Origin of the sequence: Paenibacillus sp. OV219 (assembly GCF_900110075.1) — a bacterium.
GTDB lineage: Bacteria > Bacillota > Bacilli > Paenibacillales > Paenibacillaceae > Paenibacillus_Z.
In genome coordinates, this window is record NZ_FOCJ01000013.1 from 75,194 (window position 1) to 94,984 (window position 19,791).

Here is a 19,791-nt window from a genome sequence, read left to right on the forward strand (position 1 = left end):
ATGAAACACACATTCATGCTCATAATAGTGTTTAGCTTATTGGCAATGACGATGATGAGTTGCGGCGCGAGAGAGGAACCAGGTAGTCGTAGTGATAAGAACTATACTGGTTCTGGCACGTTGAATCCGATGAATGATCCGAATGGGGTTCGCGAATTTCTGAGTGAGCATCATATTGCGAATGGTGATATTTATTTAAAAGAAGGTAAGGTTTATATAAATATTGTAGGTTTAAATAATGAGGTAAATCGCTTACTTGCGGATCGGTACAAAGCCGGGACTTATCAAACGGTCAATGTCACGCATTCGATAGAGGAGCTGCAAGAAGCACAACAGAAGCTGTTTAGTCTCGGACTTTTTGACAAGCTAAATTTGTATTCCTCTGAGCTCGATACATTGAACAACAGAATTATCATAACGATGCCAGATGCGAACGAAGCTGAGGTCAGGTTGGAAATAGAGCAAAGCATCGATCCCGAATTGCTTTCCTTTGTCATTCAGAAAGCCGACGTCGACGTAAATCCCGGAATTGTTGGTTATGTGACGAAGATTGATAATCAAAGTGCGTTAGTCGTAAATCCTACAAGTCGAAAATTAAATGAAACAAGAACAGAGTACTACGATGCAATCTGGGTTTCGAATATACCCTCCAATATAGAGGTTGGACAAAATGTTAATGTGTGGTTCAAAGGGGAAATAGCGACTTCGTATCCAGGTCAGGGAACGGCGTCTAAGATCACAATCTCCGAAACACAAAAACCTGTAAAGGCATTACTCACCCGAGAAGAAGCAATACGTAAAGCGCTCCAGGACAAAGATATCGCCAATATTAACATCCTCGTTGTAAAAGATGTGAGCTATGATGAAAAATCAGCAATGTGGACTATTAGGTACAAAAGTGCAGTCATTACAGACGGTGTATTAGAAGAACACACGATTCAAATACCCGATAAATAATGTTGAAAAAGGAAAAGCCCTGCATTCACATTTCGTGAGACAGGGCCAAGGTTTCGCTTGAATCCAGATGGGCCTCTTAGTTGCTAAACTCAAAAACATAGTCCGTATTCGATAGGATAATCGTAATAATACTGTTCGTGTTAAGTGCATTATCCAGTGATTGTCCACGTTCGGTTGCGAATTGGATTTTGCTGTAGAGGCTGCCTTGGAAGATGGTGAAGAGCAAGATTCCGTTCAAGAAGCCGTTGGAATCATTGCCATAGGACACGTCAAGCGTTTGAAGTGGACCTAAGGTGAAGGGCACCGCATCGGCCTGGTTGTAAACTTCTTCACCCGCACGCACGAAGAGGATCATCTGCAAGGAAGCTTCAGTCGTATTGATGAAGGTTTTGATACCTGCCATAGGGTCGTACCCCCTCTCAAACTGGGATACTCTATCTTATGCTTGTACTTGTAAAATGCTAGGACTCAAGACTGCGCTGAGGATTTTACTCCATTCAGTTAGCAGCTTGTCTTTCATTATATCTAAAGCTTCGCGACTTGATTTTTCACTGTCCTAATTTTATCAATTCAATTAAAATTATACATGACTGTATAAAAACAATGTTAGATGAAATGACAAGAATGGTGGGGGAAGTGGAAGAAGCAGGATTTGTCATTCAAAGAAAGAAGTTATGATGAAACCATCAAATTTTGCTGGAGGAAATCTGAATGAATGAGAAGAGCGCGGAATTACGTAAACAAGCTATTGTTTATATGAATGAATTATCGGACCATCCCGTGCTGAAGCGACATTGGAGTCAGATAACCCTCGTGCTTAAAGGCAGTGCGGCTAGAGGGAACAGTGACCAATATTCCGACATTGATTTTGTTTTCTTCTGCGATGAAACCCTTCGACAAACGATAATCGAGCAGTATTTCGATGCTGGACTGATCAAACGAAAAGACGGTATTTTTCTGCCAATCGACAATTGGGCGGGCCATTATCACTTCGAGTCCTTCGAAATACTGCGCGGTTACTTTGAGGAATCTGAATTTCCGCAAGTATGGGAGTTTCAGTATGCGATTCCGCTTCATGACCCATGTGAGCGATTTGCCACTATCATGGCAGATGGATCGGCTAATTTCTTGCGCGATCCGATTCCGGCAATTAAGGACTGTTATTTGGATTTAATGTTAACGCTCGATTGGCTTCGCCATCCTCTCATTCGAGGCGACAGCATCTCGGCAACAATCCATGCGGCAACCTTACTGCAGCAGCTATGCCGTATCGCTTATTTGCTTGATGGCACCAGTTATCCGCACGACAAATGGGTATCCCATTACTTGTCCACGACCAGATTCGGTCAGTTACATAGTGAGAAGTTGAACGTTTATCTGGATACATTACCGAAAAGTAACGGGTTGACGAAGTATTTAGCGCTCGAGGAATATGCCGCATACGCGGAAGGCGCAGCACTGATGGGAGAAGTATCGGGGTTCATTCGTGAACAATATGGCGATTTTGCTTGGATTGAGGAATGGTACTTGTATGTATAGAAGAATGCAGAACGATATGCAGTTAGATCAAGTGAAAACATCTCCCATTAGTGCTAGTGTTCCTGCGATTTTTGTCTATATTACCGATATGAAGCGTTCGGTGGCGTGGTACTGCCAATTGCTTGGATTGCCGAATCCGGATGAAATTAGAGAGGATTTACATATATTCGACCTTAGCGATAATCGCTGTTCTAATCTATTTCTCAGGAAGAAGGAAGTAACCAACTCTTCGGTACTGCCTTTGTTCAGCTTAACGGCACCGAATATGCATGACGCGCTGCAATTTCTGACCGAGGTTGGTGTAGAGATTACTTATAAGGATGAAGAGGTTATCCATTTTAAAGATCTAGATGGCAATGTCTTGATGGCATGTTCTATTTAGATGAAAACTAATCAGGGACAGGAAGTTGGGGATTTACAAATGGAAGATTTCATTCACATTCGACAGATGACGCTAGATGACATTGAAATGATACATCAAGTTTTTAACGATCATGATATTGAAAGAGATATTGATTATATCTTGAAATGTTGGGATGAGAATGAATCCGGTGCAAGAATAACGTTACTCGCTTTTTACAAAGATCAGCTTGCGGGAAGCTTACATCTTCTCTCAACTTCTTTTTATCCACCTTTTGCCCAGCAAGGGATACCTGAAGTTAATGATTTCAATGTATTTGATCCGTTTAAGAGACTCGGTATCGGCAACAGATTAATGGATGCGATTGAAACAATTGCTATAGAAAAATACGGAAAAGTTGGAATTGGTGTGGGAATGCATATCTACTATGGACCTGCACAGCGTTTATATGCAAAGAGGGGATATTTGCCTGATGGCAGGGGAGTCACTTATCATAACGAAGTTGTCATGCCATTTACAAACGTTTGTGCAGATAATGATTTGGTTCTTTACATGACCAAGGAGCGATAGTGCTCACAAATTGCTCCGTAAATTGAGGTACTTACCCATGTCCGACTGTACTACTCCGCATATATTGATCAAGGGTGATATAGTTGCGGTACAAGAGGTACAGGAGGCATGTCAAGAAATTTAGCCGGGGGCGCATTAATGGCCACAAGGCTGGCTGGGCGGCTGGTTGGAGACTCGGCGCGTGTAAAGGCATTGCCGAAAGTACGACCCCGCCAACGGATAAGATACGAGAATATCGAGTTATGTTTATACCGCAAGGCTTCGAGGCTATCGATGCAGGAGTTACTGAAGCGCTGAGGAGAAACGTTCGAGAGCTTCATGTTGTCGATGCGAAGGAAATGCTTCAGAAGGCGCAAGAGATTCGTCCCAGTCTTGTCCTCGTATTGAATGGGCTGCATGTGTTTCCGGCAGAGCATTTGGAACATATCGCCCTCATTCGCAGCATGGGAATCCTTACAGCCGTCTGGTTTGCAGACGATCCCTATGTCACGGATTTGACTGTGGAACATGCGACTCGATATGATTTTGTATTCACGCATGAGCGAACTTGCGAGCAGCTGTACAGGAATAACGGATCTCCACAGGCATTCCATTTGCCGCTTGCTGCACACTTTGATTTGTATCAACCCATGCATGTCCCTCCGCAATATCAGGTGGATATTTGCTTTGTTGGGGTAGCATTCTGGAATCGTGTGCATCTCTTCGACGAGCTAGCTCCTTATTTGAAGAACAAGAAAGTACTTATTGCAGGCTCCGGGTGGATCCGCCTAAAGAATCATGAGATGTTGAAACCCTTCATTCATGACGGTTGGCTTGACGTGGCGGAGTCGATCAAATATTACAATGGCGCCAAAATTGTCATCAATCTACACCGAACAGCTGAAAGTAGAGTAGATAATGCGAACGGCTATAGCTGGCCTGCTGAATCCATAAATCCCCGAACATTTGAAATTGCTGCTGCAGGTGCTTTTCAGCTAACCGATTTACGAAGTGAATTGCCGCAATTCTATCATGTTGGTACCGAAATCGTTGCTTATGAGAACGCTGCTCAGCTTATAGAGCAATTGGAGTATTACTTGCGCAATGATAAAGAGAGACTTCAGATTGCCGCAAGAGGATACCGTCGAACGCTTCGTCAGCATACCTTCTCGAGCCGAATTCAATCGATGTTAGATATTATCGGACTAAAGTAGCCGGCATGCTTGGCTGCTTTTTTTATTTGAACGAACGGGCAGATGGTCAGATTCGTGGTAAACTATCCGAGATACGAATTCTGAGGGGATGACAGGAACTGTGAAAGACGCCGTAGTTATGTTAGCAGAACGAATCGCATACGGTTTTCTTGGTGAAGAATTACAAGATTGCTACCAAATCGTAGGAAAAGGCTTCGTAAATCAAGTTTGTGTTGTAGAAACAGAGACACGCAAATTCGTCGTTCGCATGAACGATGCAGGTACATATCCAAGCTATGTGAAAGAAAAATGGTGTATGGAACAAGCAGCCGCAGTCGGCATTCCTGGACCTGAGGTGTTGTCCATTGGGGTCATTGATGAAACCGCATACATGATTCAATCATTCGTTGAAGGAGACAACGGGTTAGACAGCACGGTTCCAACGACCGATGTTTGGAGGCAGATTGGCAATTATACCAAGCGCATTCATTCGATCCAAGTGAAAGGCCATGGTGATAATCTGATTGATCCTGTCGATGGAGTATTTCATTCACCTGGTCATCCGGGGTCGGATGGTAGCTGGCTCGGATATATTCAGTATAATATTAATAGTTTGACGGAGAGTGATCGGTTAATTGAGCTTGGCGTAGTCACTTTGGCGAAATCGCAAAGAGTACGTGAGCTGTTTGAGAACTTGAAGAAAGTATCGTTCCGCTTCGGTTTAACCCATGGAGATATATCGCTCAAGAATACGATCGTAAATCAGGCTGGACAGGTTATATTAATAGATTGGGGCAATGCGGATGTAAGTCCAGTACCGCATGGAGATATTAATGTGGTGATGCAGAGCCAAATGCTAGGACTGGCAGAAGGTCCGAATAATGAAGATTTCGATGCATTCTTAGACGGATACGGTATCAGTGTCGATTGCCTTCCTGAGATGCGCCAGTTAATGCTGTTAAAAGCATTCGATACCCTCCGTTGGGCGATTGATAGATGTCCTGACCGGATAGAGTCTTACGCTGCGTTCGCCAAGCAAGTTGTTGATATGATTATAGATTAGCTAAATTAAGCCGCTACTCGTCAATCAGGCACCATCCGGACACTGGGCGAATATCCTACCTTTGTTATCGCGAAAGGAGGATTCACTATGCTTCCCGGTTATCCTTATTACGGTTATGAGGAGCGCTGTCGGCAGGTACCGATCACATTCCCGCCACAGCATCAGAATGTGCAGCCTGGTCTCGAATACTTAATGAACCCGACGCCGATATCTGATAATCCCTCCTATAAAGGCAGCGGCAAAATGAACGGTAAAATTGCAATCATTACAGGTGGCGACAGCGGCATCGGTCGTGCGATCGCGATTGGCTTCGCCAAAGAAGGCGCGGACATGGCCATCGTCTATTTGTATGAACGCGAGGACGCGGAAGCGACGAGAAGAATGGTCGCTCAGAATGGACGCAAATGTTTGTTGATTGAAGGAGATTTGCGCGATCCTGCCTTCTCTCCGGAGGTTGTTCGTAGAACGATTGAGTGCTACGGCAAGCTCGATGTGCTTGTCATGGGTCAAGGCGTCCAGTATCCGCAGGATTGCATAACGGATATCTCGAATGAGCAGATGGAGCAAACGTATCGAACGAATATTTTTCCCATGTTTTATATGGTGAAGGCGGCATATCCTTACCTCAAGTCTGGAAGCTCGATTATCTCCACGGCTTCCGTCACCGCTTATGCCGGCGCACCGCTCCTGGTCGATTACTCGTCAACGAAAGGCGCGATCGTGTCGTTCACCCGATCATTATCGTTGCAGCTTGCATGCAAAGGTATTCGCGTCAACGCGGTAGCACCAGGCCCGATCTGGACGCCGCTGATCGTATCGAGCTATTCGGCAGAGTACGTGAAGACGTTCGGGCTTGAGACGGCAATGAAGCGCGCAGGCCAGCCGTTTGAGCTTGCGCCGACTTATATTTACTTGGCATCCGACGATTCGTCATTCGTTACGGGGCAAGTGCTGCATGTGAATGGCGGGATAATGACTGAAACATAATGGAAGACACGTAATGGTATAGATATCATAATCGGCTTCGCTCTTGACGGGCGAAGTTTTTTTGTCATTTACAGCTCCATGTTCTTCAATTAAGATGGATGAAATTACCACTGGAGGTGTTCGCTATATGGAAGAAATCATTGATTACTATTCTAGCTTTGACGAGTGGGGGAGGCTTGACCGGGAGCCGCTTGAGTTCAACGTGAACCTACATTACATTCAGTCGAATCTGCCTATAGCCGGACACATTCTAGATAATGGAGCAGGTCCAGGCAAATATGCGATGGAACTGGCGAAGCTTGGCTACCAGATTACGCTTAGCGATTTGACACCAAGATTGGTGGAGGTTGCCGAGGCGAAGGCGGGGGAACTGGGGTTAATCGAACAATTTGCTAGTTTCCTCGTGCAGGATGCTAGAAACTTAAGTAAGCTTGAGAGCAATCAATTCGACGCATCGCTTATGTTAGGTGCAAGCGTTACAAGAGTTGCATCGTGTAACGAAGACGGGCGGCCTCGTATTCGTTGCCGTTCGGCCTCGGACAACTCAGCTTCTCTCGGCATTGTTGACGCCTACACAATGGAAGCCGCTCGATCAAGTCGCGGCGATACGAGACTTCATGCAGTCTGGCGTGTTTAATCATACGGATAAAGGCAGGTACACGGGCGCTTATTTCTTCAACATCGAGGATGTAAATCCTTTCTTCGAGCAGCAAGGCTTTGAGACGATTCAATTAATCACTTCCAAAGGGATAGGAGGCCAATTAACGGAGGAGCATTGGGCATATTGGCGCGAACGCGGAGAAGAGGGCGAAATCATGGAGCTTGTCTACGAATCGGCGAAAGACCCGTACTTGCTCGGAACTGCATCGCATCTGTTGTATATTGGTCGGAAGAAGTAAACCTGTAAGGAGGAACAGCAAATGGATCAGATACTGAACGAGTTAATGTGAGCGAGAACTGTCACATAGAAGCGATGGGAAAAGCAGTTGGTGAGCTAAGCGTTGCATTCGCTACATTATCAGATAAGGGAACGACCGAAACAGCGCCGTTGTCGTTTTGTGAATTGGATACGCTTCACCCGCTTAGCGGCACAGCTGCGCTGGTCGACTTTATCCAGAATCCTCCGTTTGAAATAAAGCGAGAAGGTGTCGCGCGGGTTCGTCAACTGTTGAATGAGCTAAAGGAACGTCACACTGAGCTTGAGCGCTTGCCTCGCCAGATTGTACACCATGATTTATTAATCTTCAATTTACTTACTCGTAGTGATGGGACGATGAGCGGAGTACTGGATTTTGATTTCGCGAGTCGGGATATAAGGGCGATAGAGCTTGCAGTTTGTTTGAATCATCTTCTCCAATTCCATCCTGGGCTGTTGGAGCCAGTCAGAATATTTATGAAGGTTTTTTCTGCGGAAATGAGACTGAATGCGGATGAGATGAAGCAGTTGCCCTTCCTGATGAACATCTATTATGTTGCTCTTCTAACGATCTATGTTGGACAACATGCTTCAGGGAAAGATGTACAGCATGCGTTTACTTATATTTTTGGAGCAACTGATTCTAATGTCCAATTGGCTAGTAGATCACAGTGACAGTCTGATCGAGCTAGTATGCACTTCCAGCTAGTGGCTACATTGGAAGGAACAGAATGATCCACTCCTATTAAGTTGAAAGCCACCGCATTGAATAAAAATAGGGCTGTCTCAGAAGTCATCTAGGATGACTTTCGGGACAGCCCTTTATGCATGGAAACGCTTCTTACTGCTGCGCCATCGAACCTTGCGGATTTTGCATAGCTTGAGCAGGCATCTCGGAGTATGATTTTTGGCAAACCATGTTCGAAATGCGAGGAATGTAGATCGTTTCCCCTTTTTTCATCTGGCTTTGATTCACTTGCGGGTTCGCCTCTTCCAGAATGGTGTGAGGCATGTTGTACTTGTGGCAAATGCTTGCAAACGTGTCACCGGATTGGACTTGGTGAGTGGCGAAAACCATGTCCTCTGTCTTACCGTCACGCCAGAACGGGAAGAACGGCGAAAAGAAGAAGAACGGGAACAAGAAGCGGTTCGGGAAGAATGGATGACCGAACGGGCGGAAGAACGGACGGCCAAATCCGCCGCCAGGGAAAAATCCACGATCCATTAAGTTACCTCCATATAAAAAGATGGTTATTCGACTATATAGCATATCGCGGCTCCTGCGGATTTGTACCACGTCCATGTAAAATAGGCGCACGGGCCTGTTTAAGGTAGGCGACACACTGCGCTTAGCAGTGGCATGAATCTTGCTTCAATTCTAGGCAGGTGAAGGTGAGCTAGAGACAAGATGATGTATAGAGGAGTGAGACGATGGAGTCTGTGCCGAAACGCCAGTTTGTGTCGGTGTCCGTAGACTTTCCTGGACCAGCTGCGAGGAGGCTGCTGGAGTCGAGGAGACAGTTCGTACCGCAGGGGCTGTCGAACTTGGCGCCGATCTTCGTACAGAAGGCGCAGGGAGCGCTCGTTACGGATGTGGATGGCAATGTGTTTCTTGATTTTGCCGGAGCGATCGGCTCGCTCAATGTGGGGCATTGCCCGACGGAGGTGGTCGAAGCGCTGCAGCGGCAAGCGGAGCAATACATTCATAGCTGCTTCCATGTCGCGATGTATGAGCCCTATGTGAAGCTGGCGGAGAAGCTGGCTGCAATCACGCCAGGTAGCTTCGCGAAGAAGACGATTCTACTCAATAGTGGGGCAGAGGCGGTCGAGAATGCAGTGAAGATCGCGCGTAAGTTCACAGGCAAACCCGGAATTGTCTCGTTCTCCCGTGGCTTTCACGGCCGGACGCTGCTTGGCATGTCGCTCACGAGCAAAGTGAAGCCGTATAAGTTCCAGATGGGACCTTATGCGCCAGCTACGTATAAAGCGATGTATCCCTATCCTTTGTACCGACCGGAAGGGATGACAGAAGAGGCTTATGCGAGCTTCTGCGTGGAGCAGTTCGAGCAGTTTCTGCTCACGGAAGCGGCGCCCGAGGAGCTGGCTGCTGTTATTATGGAGCCCGTGCAAGGTGAGGGCGGGTTCATCATTCCGCCAATATCTTATGTGAAAGGGATCTTTGAGATTTGCCGAAAGAACGGTATTCTGTTTATTAGCGATGAAATCCAGACTGGATTCGGCCGGACAGGGACGATGTTCGCATCGACGCAGTTCGGTATTGAACCGGATCTGATTACGATGTCCAAGTCACTCGCAGCCGGAGTGCCGATTAGCGCTGTAACGGGCCGAGCTGAAATCATGGATGCGCCGAGTACAGGCGAGATCGGCGGTACTTACGGGGGGAGCCCACTCGGCTGCGTCGCTGCGCTTGCAGTAATTGAACTAATCGAGCGCGAACGATTATGCGAGAGGGCGGTGCAGATTGGAGAGCAGATTCGTAGCTTCTTCGAAACGCTGCGGCAGCAGTATCCGATTATCGCCGAGGTACGCGGACTTGGGGCGATGTGTGCGCTCGAGTTCACGGACCCAGCAACCGGTGAGCCGCTGAAGGGATTTGTCGCGAAGCTGGTGAAAGCTTGCTATGAATCTGGCGTAATCGTACTGAGTGCGGGCATTTACGGCAATGTGCTCCGATTTCTGACACCGCTTGTGATGACTGACGAACAGCTGCATGAAGGGCTGCAAATTATAAAAGATGCCATCATATCCACTACAGCAATTGAATCGTACTAAAGGGGGAGCAACAAAAATGAAGAAACATCTATACATCGGGGGGAAATGGGTGGAGCCAGGTGCGTATGCACCACTCTATTCCCCCTATTCAGGCGTGCTGCTTGCCGATATTCCGCTCGCAACGAAAGAAGAGACCGAGCGCGCAATTGCAGCAGCCTATGAAGCGAAGGCGGTCATGGCGAGCATGCCGGCGCACAAACGCGCAGCTATTCTGGAGAAGCTCAGTCAGCTGCTCGCTGAGCGTGCGGATGAGGCGGCCAGTCTTATATCACTTGAAGCGGCGAAGCCGATCAAAGCGGCGCGAACGGAAGTGGATCGGACGATCCAGACGTATAAGTTCGCAGCGGAGGAAGCGAAGCGGGTAACGGGTGAGATGATTCCGCTCGATGCCGCGCCTGGTGGCGAAGGCAGAATCGCGTATACGATGAGGGAGCCGCTTGGCGTCATCGGCGCGATTACGCCGTTCAACTTCCCGATGAATCTGGTCGCCCACAAGGTTGGGCCAGCGATCGCATCGGGTAATACGATCGTGCTGAAGCCGGCTTCACAGACGCCTCTGTCGGCGTATTTCCTCGCGGAGCTGCTTGAAGAGGCAGGACTTCCGGCCGGCGCGCTTAATGTGGTCACCGGCTCAGGCGCTGTGATCGGCGATGTCATCGTACAGGATGAGCGTGTAAAGGCAATCTCGTTCACAGGCAGCCCGAAGGTTGGTATCGGCATACGTAATCGGGCGGGGCTCAAGCGGGTAGCGCTTGAGCTCGGATCGAATTCGGCGCTTATCGTCGATAAAGAGGTGCCGCTTACGAAGCTCATTCCACGCTGCGTTCAGGGTGCTTTTGCCTATCAGGGTCAGGTTTGCATCTCGCTTCAGCGCATCTATGTGCACAATGAGATCTATGAGGAATTCGTAGAACAGTTCACAGCAGCTGCCGGCGGGCTCAAACTTGGTGATCCGCTTGATCCGAATACCGATCTGACATCGATGATTACGAAACAGGATACGACAAGAGCGCTAGCTTGGATTGAGGAAGCCGTTCTGGAAGGCGCACAGCTGGCATATGGAGGAACGACCACGAATGGGATGGTGCTGCCGACGGTGTTGCTCGAAGTCGACCGTACAGCTAAAGTGTCGTGCGAAGAGGTTTTCGCGCCAATTGTAATAATTAACCGTATCCAGGATGTCGGCGAAGGGATTGCGCACATTAACGACTCGCGTTATGGGCTGCATGCAGGCATTTACACGAACAACATTCATACGGCTTTTGAAGCTGTGGAGAAGCTGCATGTCGGCGGTGTCCTCATCAACGACATTCCAACGTTCCGGGTTGATCATATGCCGTACGGCGGGGTGAAGGAGAGCGGCATCGGCCGTGAAGGGGTGAAGTATGCGATTGAAGAAATGACGGAGCTGAAAACCGTTATTATTAATCGGACCTAGCTGTAGGCGAATACAATATAAGGATCGAGCAAGAGCCACATGAGGCAGGTGATCTTTATGCGACGTGCTTACGGCGGATTTGGGATGCTACAACAGCAGCGTACTAAGCTGCATATGACGCCACAGCTTCAGCAAGCGGTGAAGATACTGCAGATGCCAGCGCCCGAGCTACGTGCTTTCATCAATCAACAGCTGGAAGATAATCCGATGCTCGAGCAAGCAGACTGGTCGACGGACACGCGCAAAAGCACTGGTAGTTCCCGAAGCAGCAGCGACTACGATAGCTTGCAGCATGTTGCGGGACAAACGGAAACGCTTGAGCAGCATCTGCTTGAGCAGCTGAATGTCGACCTAGATGAGAAGGAAGAGATGAAGCGAATCGTCCGTTATCTGATCGGAAATTTGGATGCCAGTGGTTATTTATCCTTGGACGATCAGCAGTTAGCGGTGCAGCTTGAGGTCGATCAGGCTTTAGTGGCTCAGGCGTTTCAGATTCTGAGAAAGCTTGAGCCAGCAGGTGTGGGAGCGAGGAGCTTGTCTGAATGTTTGAAATTGCAGGCAGAACGGCTGCCCGAATGCCATCCGCTGCTCATGCAATTAATTGAGGATTTTCTCGAGGACGTGGCTGCCTCACGGATCCATAAGCTGAAGCAACGGCTGAAAGCAAGCGAGGCCGATATCACCACTGCAATTGCACAGCTCAAATCGCTGCAGCCGAGGCCTGGTGCGGCGTTTCAAGCGGGAGCACCTGGGTATGTCCTACCTGATGTAATCGTCCGTTCAGCTGGTGAAGAGGGGCAGTTTGCAGTGATGCTGCATGATGCGGCGTTCCCGCGGCTGCATATCAACGCGGAGTACGAAAAGTTGACTCTGAATGTGAATCGAACGGAGGAAACAGGTATTTTTCTCCATACGAGGAGGAGTGCCGCCGCTTTTCTCATTCGCTGTCTGGAGCAAAGGCGGGCGACACTTCTTCGTGTCACGCGTGCAATTGTGGAGGAGCAGGCCGCGTTCTTCCGATTCGGTCCGGCGCAGCTGAGGCCTATGACGCTGCTTGATATCGCCGATAAGCTGGGGCTGCATGAATCGACGATCAGCCGAGCAGCATCAGGAAAATTCGCACTTACAGCGTGGGGAACGTATGAGCTTGGCTTTTTCTTCCCGACAGGCTTTAATAAAGGGCTTGATGATGCCATATCGGCTGAATCGGTAAAAGCACGCTTGAAGGAGTTGATCCGTACAGAAGGTGAGTCGCCATATTCGGACCAACAGCTGGCAGATGCGTTCGCTCAGGATGGGATTCCCATCTCACGCCGAACGGTGACGAAGTACCGGGAGTCGCTTGGCATCGCTTCTTCTATTCACCGGAAACGGTAAGCTGCTTGCACCACATATTCATATCCTCGAATTTATCGTAAATATCGCAGTTCTTAGTCAATCTGCCGGTATACTCGTAGCCGAGCTGGAACAGAGCCGCATTCATGCCAAAAGACAGAGCGCGAGATAACGAGTAGAGAGCGAGGATGTTACGCTTACGCAAATCCTCCTCGAGCGACTGAATAAGCAGACGCATGAAGCCTTTGCCCCGATATGCGGGAAGCGTGACGCAGTCCGTAATCTCCGCATTGTGATAGACCGAATTAATCTCCGCAGACGAAGCGCTGATTAGCTTGCCATCGTCCACAACGACGAAGAACACCGTTCCCTCATCCATCACATGCCGAATGTACGCGGGGTCATTCATTGGCGTGGGGTATGTCTGAAACACTTGGCCATATAAAGCGGCGAGCTCGTCAGCATCCGTCCCAACAGCTGGTCGCAGCACGAATGACGCTGGCACCGTATCGCGCTCGAGCTTCTTCTCAAGTGCCAGCACTTGCCTTAGAATCTGATCCTCTTCCATCCAATAATCGCTCGTTCTTCGCTCCAAGTCTGTATAACAAGCCATGCTATAAGCGTCACACCCGTGAAAATAACCCTTGAAAATCCCTTCCAGCATATATCCATGTGTTAGAAATGCCATCCAGTCATCGCTGCGCGCTTTGATGAAAATCTTCGTAAATGCTTGCTCCTGCGCTACTTCAGCGGCACGTCGGCATACCAAGTCGGCTTCGCCTGTATAGTCATCAATGCGTAGACGTTTGTTGAAGTAATCAAGAAATAATTGGAGCGACAAACCTTCATCTCCATTTTCAGTGACTACGCTGTAATAGCGGTTCGTGTTCGGTTCTTTAGACATATAATCGTCCTCCATTAAATCAGATGCAGCTTATTTCGATGCAAGTTTGATACCAACTTTGGAGATAGAGTTAGAACGCCAGCCTCCGGGAATGGATACATCATAATTTGGCAGTTTCATGCTTGCAGTGCCAAAACTTTTGCATAGGTACATCGGCTTGATTATACATGGGAGGAGGCTCTCGATGAAACGGGAACATCTCATTAAACCACTGCTGAACCATCATTATCCCACGATATCATATGGCAAAGGCGTGTTCTTGTATGACGATCAAGGTAACTCCTATCTGGACGCTTCCTCAGGTGCAGTAACGGCTGGCATCGGCCACGGCGTGCAGGAAATTGCAGACGCGATGCAGGAGCAGGCGAGCAAGGTGTCGTTCGTCTACCGCTCACAGTTTACGAGTGAACCGGCGGAGGCGCTTGCGGAGCGGCTTAGTGATCTGGCACCCGGGCATGATTACTGGTCGTTCTTCGTAAACAGCGGCTCCGAGGCGACCGAAACGGCGATGAAGATTGCGATTCAGCACTGGCAGGAGAAGGGGAGGCCGAGCAAATATAAGGTGCTGTCTAGGCGAATGAGCTATCACGGCATCACGCTCGGCGCACTATCCATGTCCGGGCATTTCACGAGGCGAAGGCGATTCGTTCCGCTGCTCGAGGACTTTCCGCTCGTAGCCCCCCCTTACTGCTACCGCTGTCCGATGCAGCTCGATCCGTCCACATGCGGTCAATCCTGTGCGAATGATCTGGAGACGGTAGTCAAAAGAATCGGTTCCGAGCATATCGCAGCCTTTATCGCTGAGCCGGTCATTGGCGCTGCAGGAGGGGCGGTTGTGCCGCCGGATGGCTACTATGAGCGCATTATGGAGATTTGCAGGCGTCATGAAATTTTATTCATCGCCGATGAAGTCATGACCGGAATCGCTCGAACCGGCATGATGTTCGGGATGGAGCACTGGGGCATTCAGCCGGATATCATTGCACTTGGCAAAGGGCTAAGCGCTGGCTATACGCCGATGGCAGCGACGCTTGCCAAGGATCATGTGCTGGAGCCGATTCTGAACGGCTCGAAGCTTGTCATGTCTGGCCACACCTACAGCGCGAATCCGCAGTCGGCTGCAGTGGCACTCGCCGTGCTCGATTATATCGAAGACCAGCAGCTTGTAGAAGCTGCACGGGAGAAAGGACAATACTTGCAAGCTGCATTGTCAAGTATGGCTGCGGTCCTCGAAATCATCGGCGATGTTCGCGGCAAAGGGCTGCTGCTCGGGCTAGAGTTCGTGGCGGATCGGCAGACGAAGGAGCCTTTTCCTTCAAGTGCAGCGCTCACGACGCGGGTGGTAGAGCGAGCATTCAACAAAGGCCTGCTGATCTATCCTGCGGCGGGCGGCGTGGACGGCGAAGGCGATGCGATCATCATCGCGCCTCCGTTTACGATCAGCACAGAGGAGATGGATCTGCTAGTAGAGCGACTCGGCGAAGCCATCGCCGAAGTGAGTCAGGAGGTTCTCAGCGGATGAATAAACAGCGATCACTTGAAGAAGCGCTGAGCTGGATAACGGACGGCTGCACGCTCATGTATGGCGGATTTGGGGGCATCGGCACACCGCCGACGCTCATTGAAGGTATTCTCGATAAAGGGGTGAGGGACCTTACGCTCATCGGCAACGATACGGGCTTCCCGTGGATCGGCATCGGTCGGTTAGTTACCGAAGGCCGAGTTCGTAAAGCGATCACTTCACACATAGGGTCTAATCCGAACGCAGGGCGGATGATGGAGGATGGGCGGATGGAAATTATTTTCTATCCGCAGGGGACGCTCGCCGAGAAGATTCGGGCGGGTGGCGTCGGGCTCGGCGGCATTCTCGTCGATGTCGGGATGGGCACGTCGATTGCAAATGGCAAGGAGACGGTCGTCATCGAAGGCCGAACGTACTTGGTCGAGCCAGCATTAACGGCGGACGTTGCCATTGTGCACGCGAGTAAAGCCGATCTGTACGGCAATCTGGTCTACGACAAGAGCGGGCGAAACTTCAATCCACTCGTCGCGATGGCTGGTGAGCGGACCATTGCCGAGGCGGATGTGATCGTGCCAATAGGCAGCCTTGATCCGGAGCTGATCATTACGCCTGGCATCTTCGTAAATGCAGTCATCACAGGCAAAGGGGTGAACTGGCAGTGGGTATGGGAGAAACGAGTCGCGACCGAATCGCAAGAAGGGCCGCCGCGGAGCTGAAGGATGGCATGGTCGTGAACCTTGGCATAGGCATTCCAACGCGTGTGGCTGATTTTATCGGAGAAGGCATTGAAGTGACTTTTCATGCAGAGAATGGGATTCTTGGAGCGGGACCGAGCCCTGCACAAGGCGAGGAAGACGGATTTCTGTGCAATGCCGGTGGCTATCCGGTGACGATTGTTGAAGGCGCATCGTATTGCGACAGTGCTATCGCGTTCGCTATGATTCGCAGAGGCTGCATTGATATGACTGTGCTTGGTGCGCTTGAAGTGAGCGAGCGTGGAGACCTCGCGAATTGGATTGTACCCGGCAAGCGGGCGGCGGGGATCGGAGGCGCGATGGAGCTTGCGCAGAAGGCGAAGAAAGTGGTCGCGATTATGAATCATGTGAATCGAGACGGCGCGCCTAAGATTAGGAAGCAGTGCGAGCTGCCGCTCACTGCTCCTGCGTGTGTCGATCTGATTATTACGGATATGGCGGTAATGGAGGTAACGGCTGACGGACTTCTTTTGCGAGAAATCATGTTGCCTTATACGCTCGAAGAGGTAATCCGCTGCACAGAAGCGAGCCTTACATTGCCTGAGCAAATTCTCTATATTCCATAAGGGTTGACCGCATTGCATGGGAGGGAGCAGCATGAGCTGGAAAGCACAAATACATGAATGGCTGGCGCATCACCGTGAAGATGGAACTCGCTTGCTGCAAAGCTTGGTTCGAATGCCGAGCACGCAGGGCAATGAGCAGCAGGCGCAGATGCTAATCGCCGGCAAGCTATACGATTTGAATCTTGAGGTTGAGCTGTGGGAACCGGATGGAGAATTGCTGGTGAAGCATCCGTATTTCTATTCGCCGCGCAGCAAGTTCACCGGAAGTCCGAACGTCGTTGGGGTTCTCCGGGGAAGCGGCGGTGGGCGGTCCATTCTGCTCAATGGGCATATGGACGTCGTGCCGGAAGGAGATGTGAAGCAGTGGACCAGTCATCCCTTCAGCGGTGAAGTGACGGATGGCAAGCTGTATGGTCGTGGCGCTTCGGATATGAAGGGAGGGAATGTCGCGCTGCTGCTCGCGATTCAAGCGATTCGTGAGCTAGGCATTCAGCTGAAGGGCGACGTCATATTCCAAAGTGTTGTCGAAGAGGAGAGTGGAGGCGCCGGGACGCTCGCTGCTATCTTGAAGGGATATAAGGCTGATGCGGCGCTTATTCCCGAGCCGACGAATATGCGGATATTCCCGAAACAGCAAGGTTCGATGTGGTTTCGGATTCATGTGAAGGGCCGCTCCGCGCATGGCGGAACGCGGTATGAAGGTGTCAGCGCGATCGAGAAATGTATGATTGTCGTGTCGGAGCTGCTTGAGCTTGAACGCGTACGGAACGCGCGAATTAATGATCCGCTGTTTGCGAACAATCCGATACCGATACCGATTAATATCGGGACGATCAACGGAGGCAACTGGCCGTCCTCCGTGCCAGATATCGTGACGATTGAAGGGCGGATCGGCGTCGCGCCAGAGGAAAGCATGGACGAAGTGAAAGCGGAGCTCGCTGCGTGGATGGATCGGCTGCAGGCGCAGGATGAGTGGTTCGCGGTTTCACCGCCGCGGCTCGAATGGTTCGGCGCTCGCTGGGTGCCGGGCAGCGTCGATATCGGTCACGAGCTGATAGGAGTTCTGTCAGAGCAATTTGAAAGTGTGCTCGGGAGCAAGCCGGCAATTGAGGCATCCCCGTGGGGAACGGACGGCGGCCTTCTGACCGTCGTCGGCGATACACCATGCATCGTGTTCGGTCCGGGCTTAACGCATACTGCTCATTATCCGAATGAGCATATTGTGCTCGAAGACATGTTCCGCACAGCCGAAATTATTGCGCTCACCATGCTCGCTTGGTGCGGAATAGAAGCAGAAGAAAGCCTTGCCGGCTCCTCGTAACTGGAGCGGCAAGGCTTTCTTCTTGTTTATTCTGTCGTCGAACCGTCATTGTTGCCGCTAGTTTCTCCTTCTGCCGGAGGTGTCGGTGCAGCCGCCTGCTGCGGTGCGGGAACAACCGTCGCTTTTTCCCCATCGCCTTGCCGAGCCTTCATAAGCTTCTGCTTCATCTCGTCGCGTTTCTCGCGTTTGTCCTTGAGCGAGTGGTGGTCCGGCGTCTGCTGATAGAGCTTCCGCCTGCCGATCCGCCGCAAATTTTCTGGCACCAGGTTGAAATTCTCATCCTTAATGAGCGAGATAATGCCGGTGCTCTCCGGCTGCTTGTCGATCTTATAGATTTCATTGAAATACTCGTCAGCACGGCCGGAGACGTAGTTCTTCGGCTCTGGATAGCCGACGATAACCCCTTCGTAGTTGCGCAAGATGACCTTATCTTGGCTTTGCGAGATGAGGTAGTTCGGCTGCAGCGCGATTTTCCCGCCACCGCCAGGAGCGTCGACAACGAAGGTAGGCACCGCATATCCGCTCGTATGCCCGCGAAGCGCTTCGATAATTTCAAGCCCCTTCGAAACTGGAGCCCGGAAATGGCCGATGCCTTCGGACAAATCGCACTGGTAGATGTAATACGGGCGGACGCGGATTTTGACGAGATCATGCATCAGCTTCTTCATGATGTGCGTGCTATCGTTGATGCCCGCTAATATAACTGCTTGGTTGCCGAGCGGCACGCCGGCGTCTGCTAGCATCTCGCACGCTTTCTTCGCCTCGTCCGTCATCTCGAGCGGGTGATTGAAATGCGTATTGAGCCATATCGGATGGTATTTGCGCAGCATCTTGCACAGATTCTCGGTAATCCGCTGAGGGAACACGACTGGCGCGCGCGTGCCGATCCGAATAATCTCGACATGCGGGATCTCCCGCAAATTCTTCAGAATATATTCAAGAATCGTATCGTTTATTAGCAGCCCGTCGCCGCCCGAGAGCAGCACATCGCGCACTTCCGGCGTGTTGCGGATATAGGCGATTGCATCGTCCATCTGCTTCTTCGGTACGCCCATGCCGACTTGGCCGGAGAAGCGTCTGCGCGTGCAGTACCGGCAGTACATGGAGCATTGGTTCGTCACGAGGAACAGCACACGGTCTGGGTAGCGATGCGTAAGTCCGGGAGTCGGTGAATCTTCATCCTCGTACAGCGGATCTTCCAAGTCATATTTGGTCTTGAGCAGCTCAGCCGAGATCGGAACCGATTGCAGCCTGATCGGGCACCTTGGGTCGTCAGGATGCATAAGGGAAGCGTAGTAAGGCGTAATGTTGAGCGGGATCGTCTGTGTCGAGATCTGCACACCTACTTCTTCATCCGGTGTCAGATTGACAACCTGCTTCAATTCATCGAGCGTCTTAATCGTGTGCGTGAGCTGCCACAGCCAATCGTTCCACTGTTCATCCGTGACATCCTTCCAGAGCGGAACCTCTTTCCAATGCCGGTTGCTGCTAAGAGGCACCTTGTCCTTTCCGCCATTGCTAGCCATATTCATCTGCTCTCGCACCTCCATGAGATTACCTATCTACTTCAATAAAGAAGCAAGGAGTGTGCC

At 50.3% G+C, this 19,791-nt stretch carries 21 protein-coding genes; 17 read left to right on the forward strand and 4 right to left on the reverse strand.

Annotated features, from left to right (window positions below; genetic code table 11):
- Complete coding sequence (locus BMY11_RS24995) at positions 1–957, forward strand: DUF3221 domain-containing protein (protein ID WP_090582535.1); 957 nt, start codon at positions 1–3, stop codon at positions 955–957.
- A 76-nt stretch (positions 958–1,033) separates the two neighbouring features.
- Here BMY11_RS24995 and BMY11_RS25000 read toward each other — a convergent pair whose 3' ends face one another.
- Positions 1,034–1,360 (reverse strand): hypothetical protein, encoded by a 327-nt coding sequence (locus BMY11_RS25000; protein WP_090582537.1) that lies wholly within the window; start codon positions 1,358–1,360, stop codon positions 1,034–1,036.
- A 308-nt stretch (positions 1,361–1,668) separates the two neighbouring features.
- Here BMY11_RS25000 and BMY11_RS25005 point away from each other — a divergent pair, with 308 nt between their 5' ends.
- The 9 genes from BMY11_RS25005 to BMY11_RS25040 all read left to right on the forward strand — a co-directional run bounded on the left by BMY11_RS25005 (position 1,669) and on the right by BMY11_RS25040 (position 8,240).
- Positions 1,669–2,496: a nucleotidyltransferase domain-containing protein gene (locus BMY11_RS25005; RefSeq protein ID WP_090582539.1), complete on the forward strand. Its 828-nt coding sequence runs from the start codon at positions 1,669–1,671 to the stop codon at positions 2,494–2,496.
- Positions 2,489–2,878: a VOC family protein gene (locus tag BMY11_RS25010; RefSeq protein ID WP_090582541.1), complete on the forward strand. Its 390-nt coding sequence runs from the start codon at positions 2,489–2,491 to the stop codon at positions 2,876–2,878. Before BMY11_RS25005 ends, BMY11_RS25010 begins: the two co-directional genes overlap by 8 nt.
- Complete coding sequence (locus BMY11_RS25015) at positions 2,879–3,427, forward strand: GNAT family N-acetyltransferase (protein WP_256217761.1); 549 nt, start codon at positions 2,879–2,881, stop codon at positions 3,425–3,427.
- Positions 3,428–3,669: 242 nt separating this feature from the next.
- Complete coding sequence (locus BMY11_RS25020) at positions 3,670–4,620, forward strand: CgeB family protein (protein ID WP_090582543.1); 951 nt, start codon at positions 3,670–3,672, stop codon at positions 4,618–4,620.
- Positions 4,621–4,720: 100 nt separating this feature from the next.
- Complete coding sequence (locus tag BMY11_RS25025) at positions 4,721–5,662, forward strand: aminoglycoside phosphotransferase family protein (protein WP_177182821.1); 942 nt, start codon at positions 4,721–4,723, stop codon at positions 5,660–5,662.
- Between the two features lie 87 nt (positions 5,663–5,749).
- Positions 5,750–6,649: an SDR family oxidoreductase gene (locus BMY11_RS25030; protein ID WP_090582547.1), complete on the forward strand. Its 900-nt coding sequence runs from the start codon at positions 5,750–5,752 to the stop codon at positions 6,647–6,649.
- Between the two features lie 127 nt (positions 6,650–6,776).
- Positions 6,777–7,286 carry a class I SAM-dependent methyltransferase gene (locus BMY11_RS25035; protein ID WP_371262938.1) on the forward strand — a complete coding sequence of 170 codons (510 nt, stop codon included), beginning with the start codon at positions 6,777–6,779 and terminating at the stop codon, positions 7,284–7,286.
- Complete coding sequence (locus BMY11_RS29795; protein ID WP_371262939.1) at positions 7,267–7,548, forward strand: hypothetical protein; 282 nt, start codon at positions 7,267–7,269, stop codon at positions 7,546–7,548. The genes BMY11_RS25035 and BMY11_RS29795 overlap by 20 nt, the downstream gene beginning before the upstream one ends.
- A 74-nt stretch (positions 7,549–7,622) precedes the next feature.
- Positions 7,623–8,240, forward strand: a complete 618-nt coding sequence (locus BMY11_RS25040) for a phosphotransferase (RefSeq protein ID WP_143069347.1) — start codon at positions 7,623–7,625, stop codon at positions 8,238–8,240.
- A 166-nt stretch (positions 8,241–8,406) separates the two neighbouring features.
- Here BMY11_RS25040 and BMY11_RS25045 read toward each other — a convergent pair whose 3' ends face one another.
- Positions 8,407–8,790 carry a LysM peptidoglycan-binding domain-containing protein gene (locus BMY11_RS25045; RefSeq protein ID WP_090582551.1) on the reverse strand — a complete coding sequence of 128 codons (384 nt, stop codon included), beginning with the start codon at positions 8,788–8,790 and terminating at the stop codon, positions 8,407–8,409.
- Positions 8,791–8,996: 206 nt separating this feature from the next.
- On the opposite strand from BMY11_RS25045, the gene gabT reads away from it, so the two are divergent.
- Genes gabT through rpoN form a run of 3 tightly spaced genes read left to right on the forward strand, consistent with a single transcriptional unit; the run spans position 8,997 to position 13,173 of the window.
- A complete protein-coding gene (gabT, locus tag BMY11_RS25050; protein WP_090582552.1) occupies positions 8,997–10,358 on the forward strand; it encodes a 4-aminobutyrate--2-oxoglutarate transaminase in 1,362 nt (453 codons plus the stop codon).
- Positions 10,359–10,374: 16 nt separating this feature from the next.
- Complete coding sequence (locus BMY11_RS25055) at positions 10,375–11,796, forward strand: aldehyde dehydrogenase family protein (protein WP_090582554.1); 1,422 nt, start codon at positions 10,375–10,377, stop codon at positions 11,794–11,796.
- Positions 11,797–11,853: 57 nt separating this feature from the next.
- The gene (gene rpoN, locus BMY11_RS25060; RefSeq protein WP_177182822.1) at positions 11,854–13,173 is read left to right on the forward strand and encodes an RNA polymerase factor sigma-54; all 1,320 of its coding nucleotides are present in this window, start codon (positions 11,854–11,856) and stop codon (positions 13,171–13,173) included.
- On the opposite strand, the gene ablB is transcribed toward rpoN, so the two are convergent.
- Complete coding sequence (ablB, locus tag BMY11_RS25065; protein ID WP_090582558.1) at positions 13,154–14,035, reverse strand: putative beta-lysine N-acetyltransferase; 882 nt, start codon at positions 14,033–14,035, stop codon at positions 13,154–13,156. The genes rpoN and ablB overlap by 20 nt on opposite strands.
- Before the next feature lie 184 nt (positions 14,036–14,219).
- Between ablB and BMY11_RS25070 the strand changes: the two genes are divergently transcribed.
- The 4 genes from BMY11_RS25070 to BMY11_RS25085 are packed head-to-tail and all read left to right on the forward strand — an operon-like array spanning position 14,220 to position 18,199.
- The gene (locus BMY11_RS25070) at positions 14,220–15,557 is read left to right on the forward strand and encodes an aspartate aminotransferase family protein (protein WP_090582560.1); all 1,338 of its coding nucleotides are present in this window, start codon (positions 14,220–14,222) and stop codon (positions 15,555–15,557) included.
- Complete coding sequence (locus BMY11_RS25075; protein ID WP_090582562.1) at positions 15,554–16,273, forward strand: CoA transferase subunit A; 720 nt, start codon at positions 15,554–15,556, stop codon at positions 16,271–16,273. The genes BMY11_RS25070 and BMY11_RS25075 overlap by 4 nt, the downstream gene beginning before the upstream one ends.
- On the forward strand, positions 16,216–16,878 hold the full coding sequence (locus BMY11_RS25080) for a 3-oxoacid CoA-transferase subunit B (RefSeq protein ID WP_371262940.1): 663 nt from the start codon (positions 16,216–16,218) through the stop codon (positions 16,876–16,878). Before BMY11_RS25075 ends, BMY11_RS25080 begins: the two co-directional genes overlap by 58 nt.
- Positions 16,879–16,909: 31 nt before the next feature.
- Positions 16,910–18,199: a peptidase gene (locus BMY11_RS25085; protein WP_090582566.1), complete on the forward strand. Its 1,290-nt coding sequence runs from the start codon at positions 16,910–16,912 to the stop codon at positions 18,197–18,199.
- Positions 18,200–18,225: 26 nt separating this feature from the next.
- Here the strand turns inward: BMY11_RS25085 and ablA are convergent, their stop codons facing one another.
- Positions 18,226–19,725, reverse strand: coding sequence for a lysine 2,3-aminomutase (gene ablA / locus BMY11_RS25090; RefSeq protein ID WP_256217775.1), 1,500 nt, complete (start codon positions 19,723–19,725; stop codon positions 18,226–18,228).
- Positions 19,726–19,791: the final 66 nt, after the last annotated feature.

Bases quoted from the DNA above. Each gene is read 5' to 3' on its own strand.
- BMY11_RS25030 (WP_090582547.1), top strand. From the start codon at position 5,750: ATGCTTCCCGGTTATCCTTATTACGGTTATGAGGAGCGCTGTCGGCAG.
- BMY11_RS25070 (WP_090582560.1), top strand. From the start codon at position 14,220: ATGAAACGGGAACATCTCATTAAACCACTGCTGAACCATCATTATCCC.
- BMY11_RS25040 (WP_143069347.1), top strand. From the start codon at position 7,623: ATGGGAAAAGCAGTTGGTGAGCTAAGCGTTGCATTCGCTACATTATCA.
- BMY11_RS25020 (WP_090582543.1), top strand. From the start codon at position 3,670: ATGTTTATACCGCAAGGCTTCGAGGCTATCGATGCAGGAGTTACTGAA.
- BMY11_RS25055 (WP_090582554.1), top strand. From the start codon at position 10,375: ATGAAGAAACATCTATACATCGGGGGGAAATGGGTGGAGCCAGGTGCG.
- ablA (WP_256217775.1), bottom strand. From the start codon at position 19,725: ATGGCTAGCAATGGCGGAAAGGACAAGGTGCCTCTTAGCAGCAACCGG.
- BMY11_RS24995 (WP_090582535.1), top strand. From the start codon at position 1: ATGAAACACACATTCATGCTCATAATAGTGTTTAGCTTATTGGCAATG.
- BMY11_RS29795 (WP_371262939.1), top strand. From the start codon at position 7,267: ATGCAGTCTGGCGTGTTTAATCATACGGATAAAGGCAGGTACACGGGC.
- BMY11_RS25015 (WP_256217761.1), top strand. From the start codon at position 2,879: ATGAAAACTAATCAGGGACAGGAAGTTGGGGATTTACAAATGGAAGAT.
- BMY11_RS25000 (WP_090582537.1), bottom strand. From the start codon at position 1,360: ATGGCAGGTATCAAAACCTTCATCAATACGACTGAAGCTTCCTTGCAG.
- rpoN (WP_177182822.1), top strand. From the start codon at position 11,854: ATGCGACGTGCTTACGGCGGATTTGGGATGCTACAACAGCAGCGTACT.
- BMY11_RS25075 (WP_090582562.1), top strand. From the start codon at position 15,554: ATGAATAAACAGCGATCACTTGAAGAAGCGCTGAGCTGGATAACGGAC.
- BMY11_RS25005 (WP_090582539.1), top strand. From the start codon at position 1,669: ATGAATGAGAAGAGCGCGGAATTACGTAAACAAGCTATTGTTTATATG.
- BMY11_RS25035 (WP_371262938.1), top strand. From the start codon at position 6,777: ATGGAAGAAATCATTGATTACTATTCTAGCTTTGACGAGTGGGGGAGG.
- ablB (WP_090582558.1), bottom strand. From the start codon at position 14,035: ATGTCTAAAGAACCGAACACGAACCGCTATTACAGCGTAGTCACTGAA.
- BMY11_RS25085 (WP_090582566.1), top strand. From the start codon at position 16,910: ATGAGCTGGAAAGCACAAATACATGAATGGCTGGCGCATCACCGTGAA.
- BMY11_RS25045 (WP_090582551.1), bottom strand. From the start codon at position 8,790: ATGGATCGTGGATTTTTCCCTGGCGGCGGATTTGGCCGTCCGTTCTTC.
- BMY11_RS25010 (WP_090582541.1), top strand. From the start codon at position 2,489: ATGTATAGAAGAATGCAGAACGATATGCAGTTAGATCAAGTGAAAACA.
- gabT (WP_090582552.1), top strand. From the start codon at position 8,997: ATGGAGTCTGTGCCGAAACGCCAGTTTGTGTCGGTGTCCGTAGACTTT.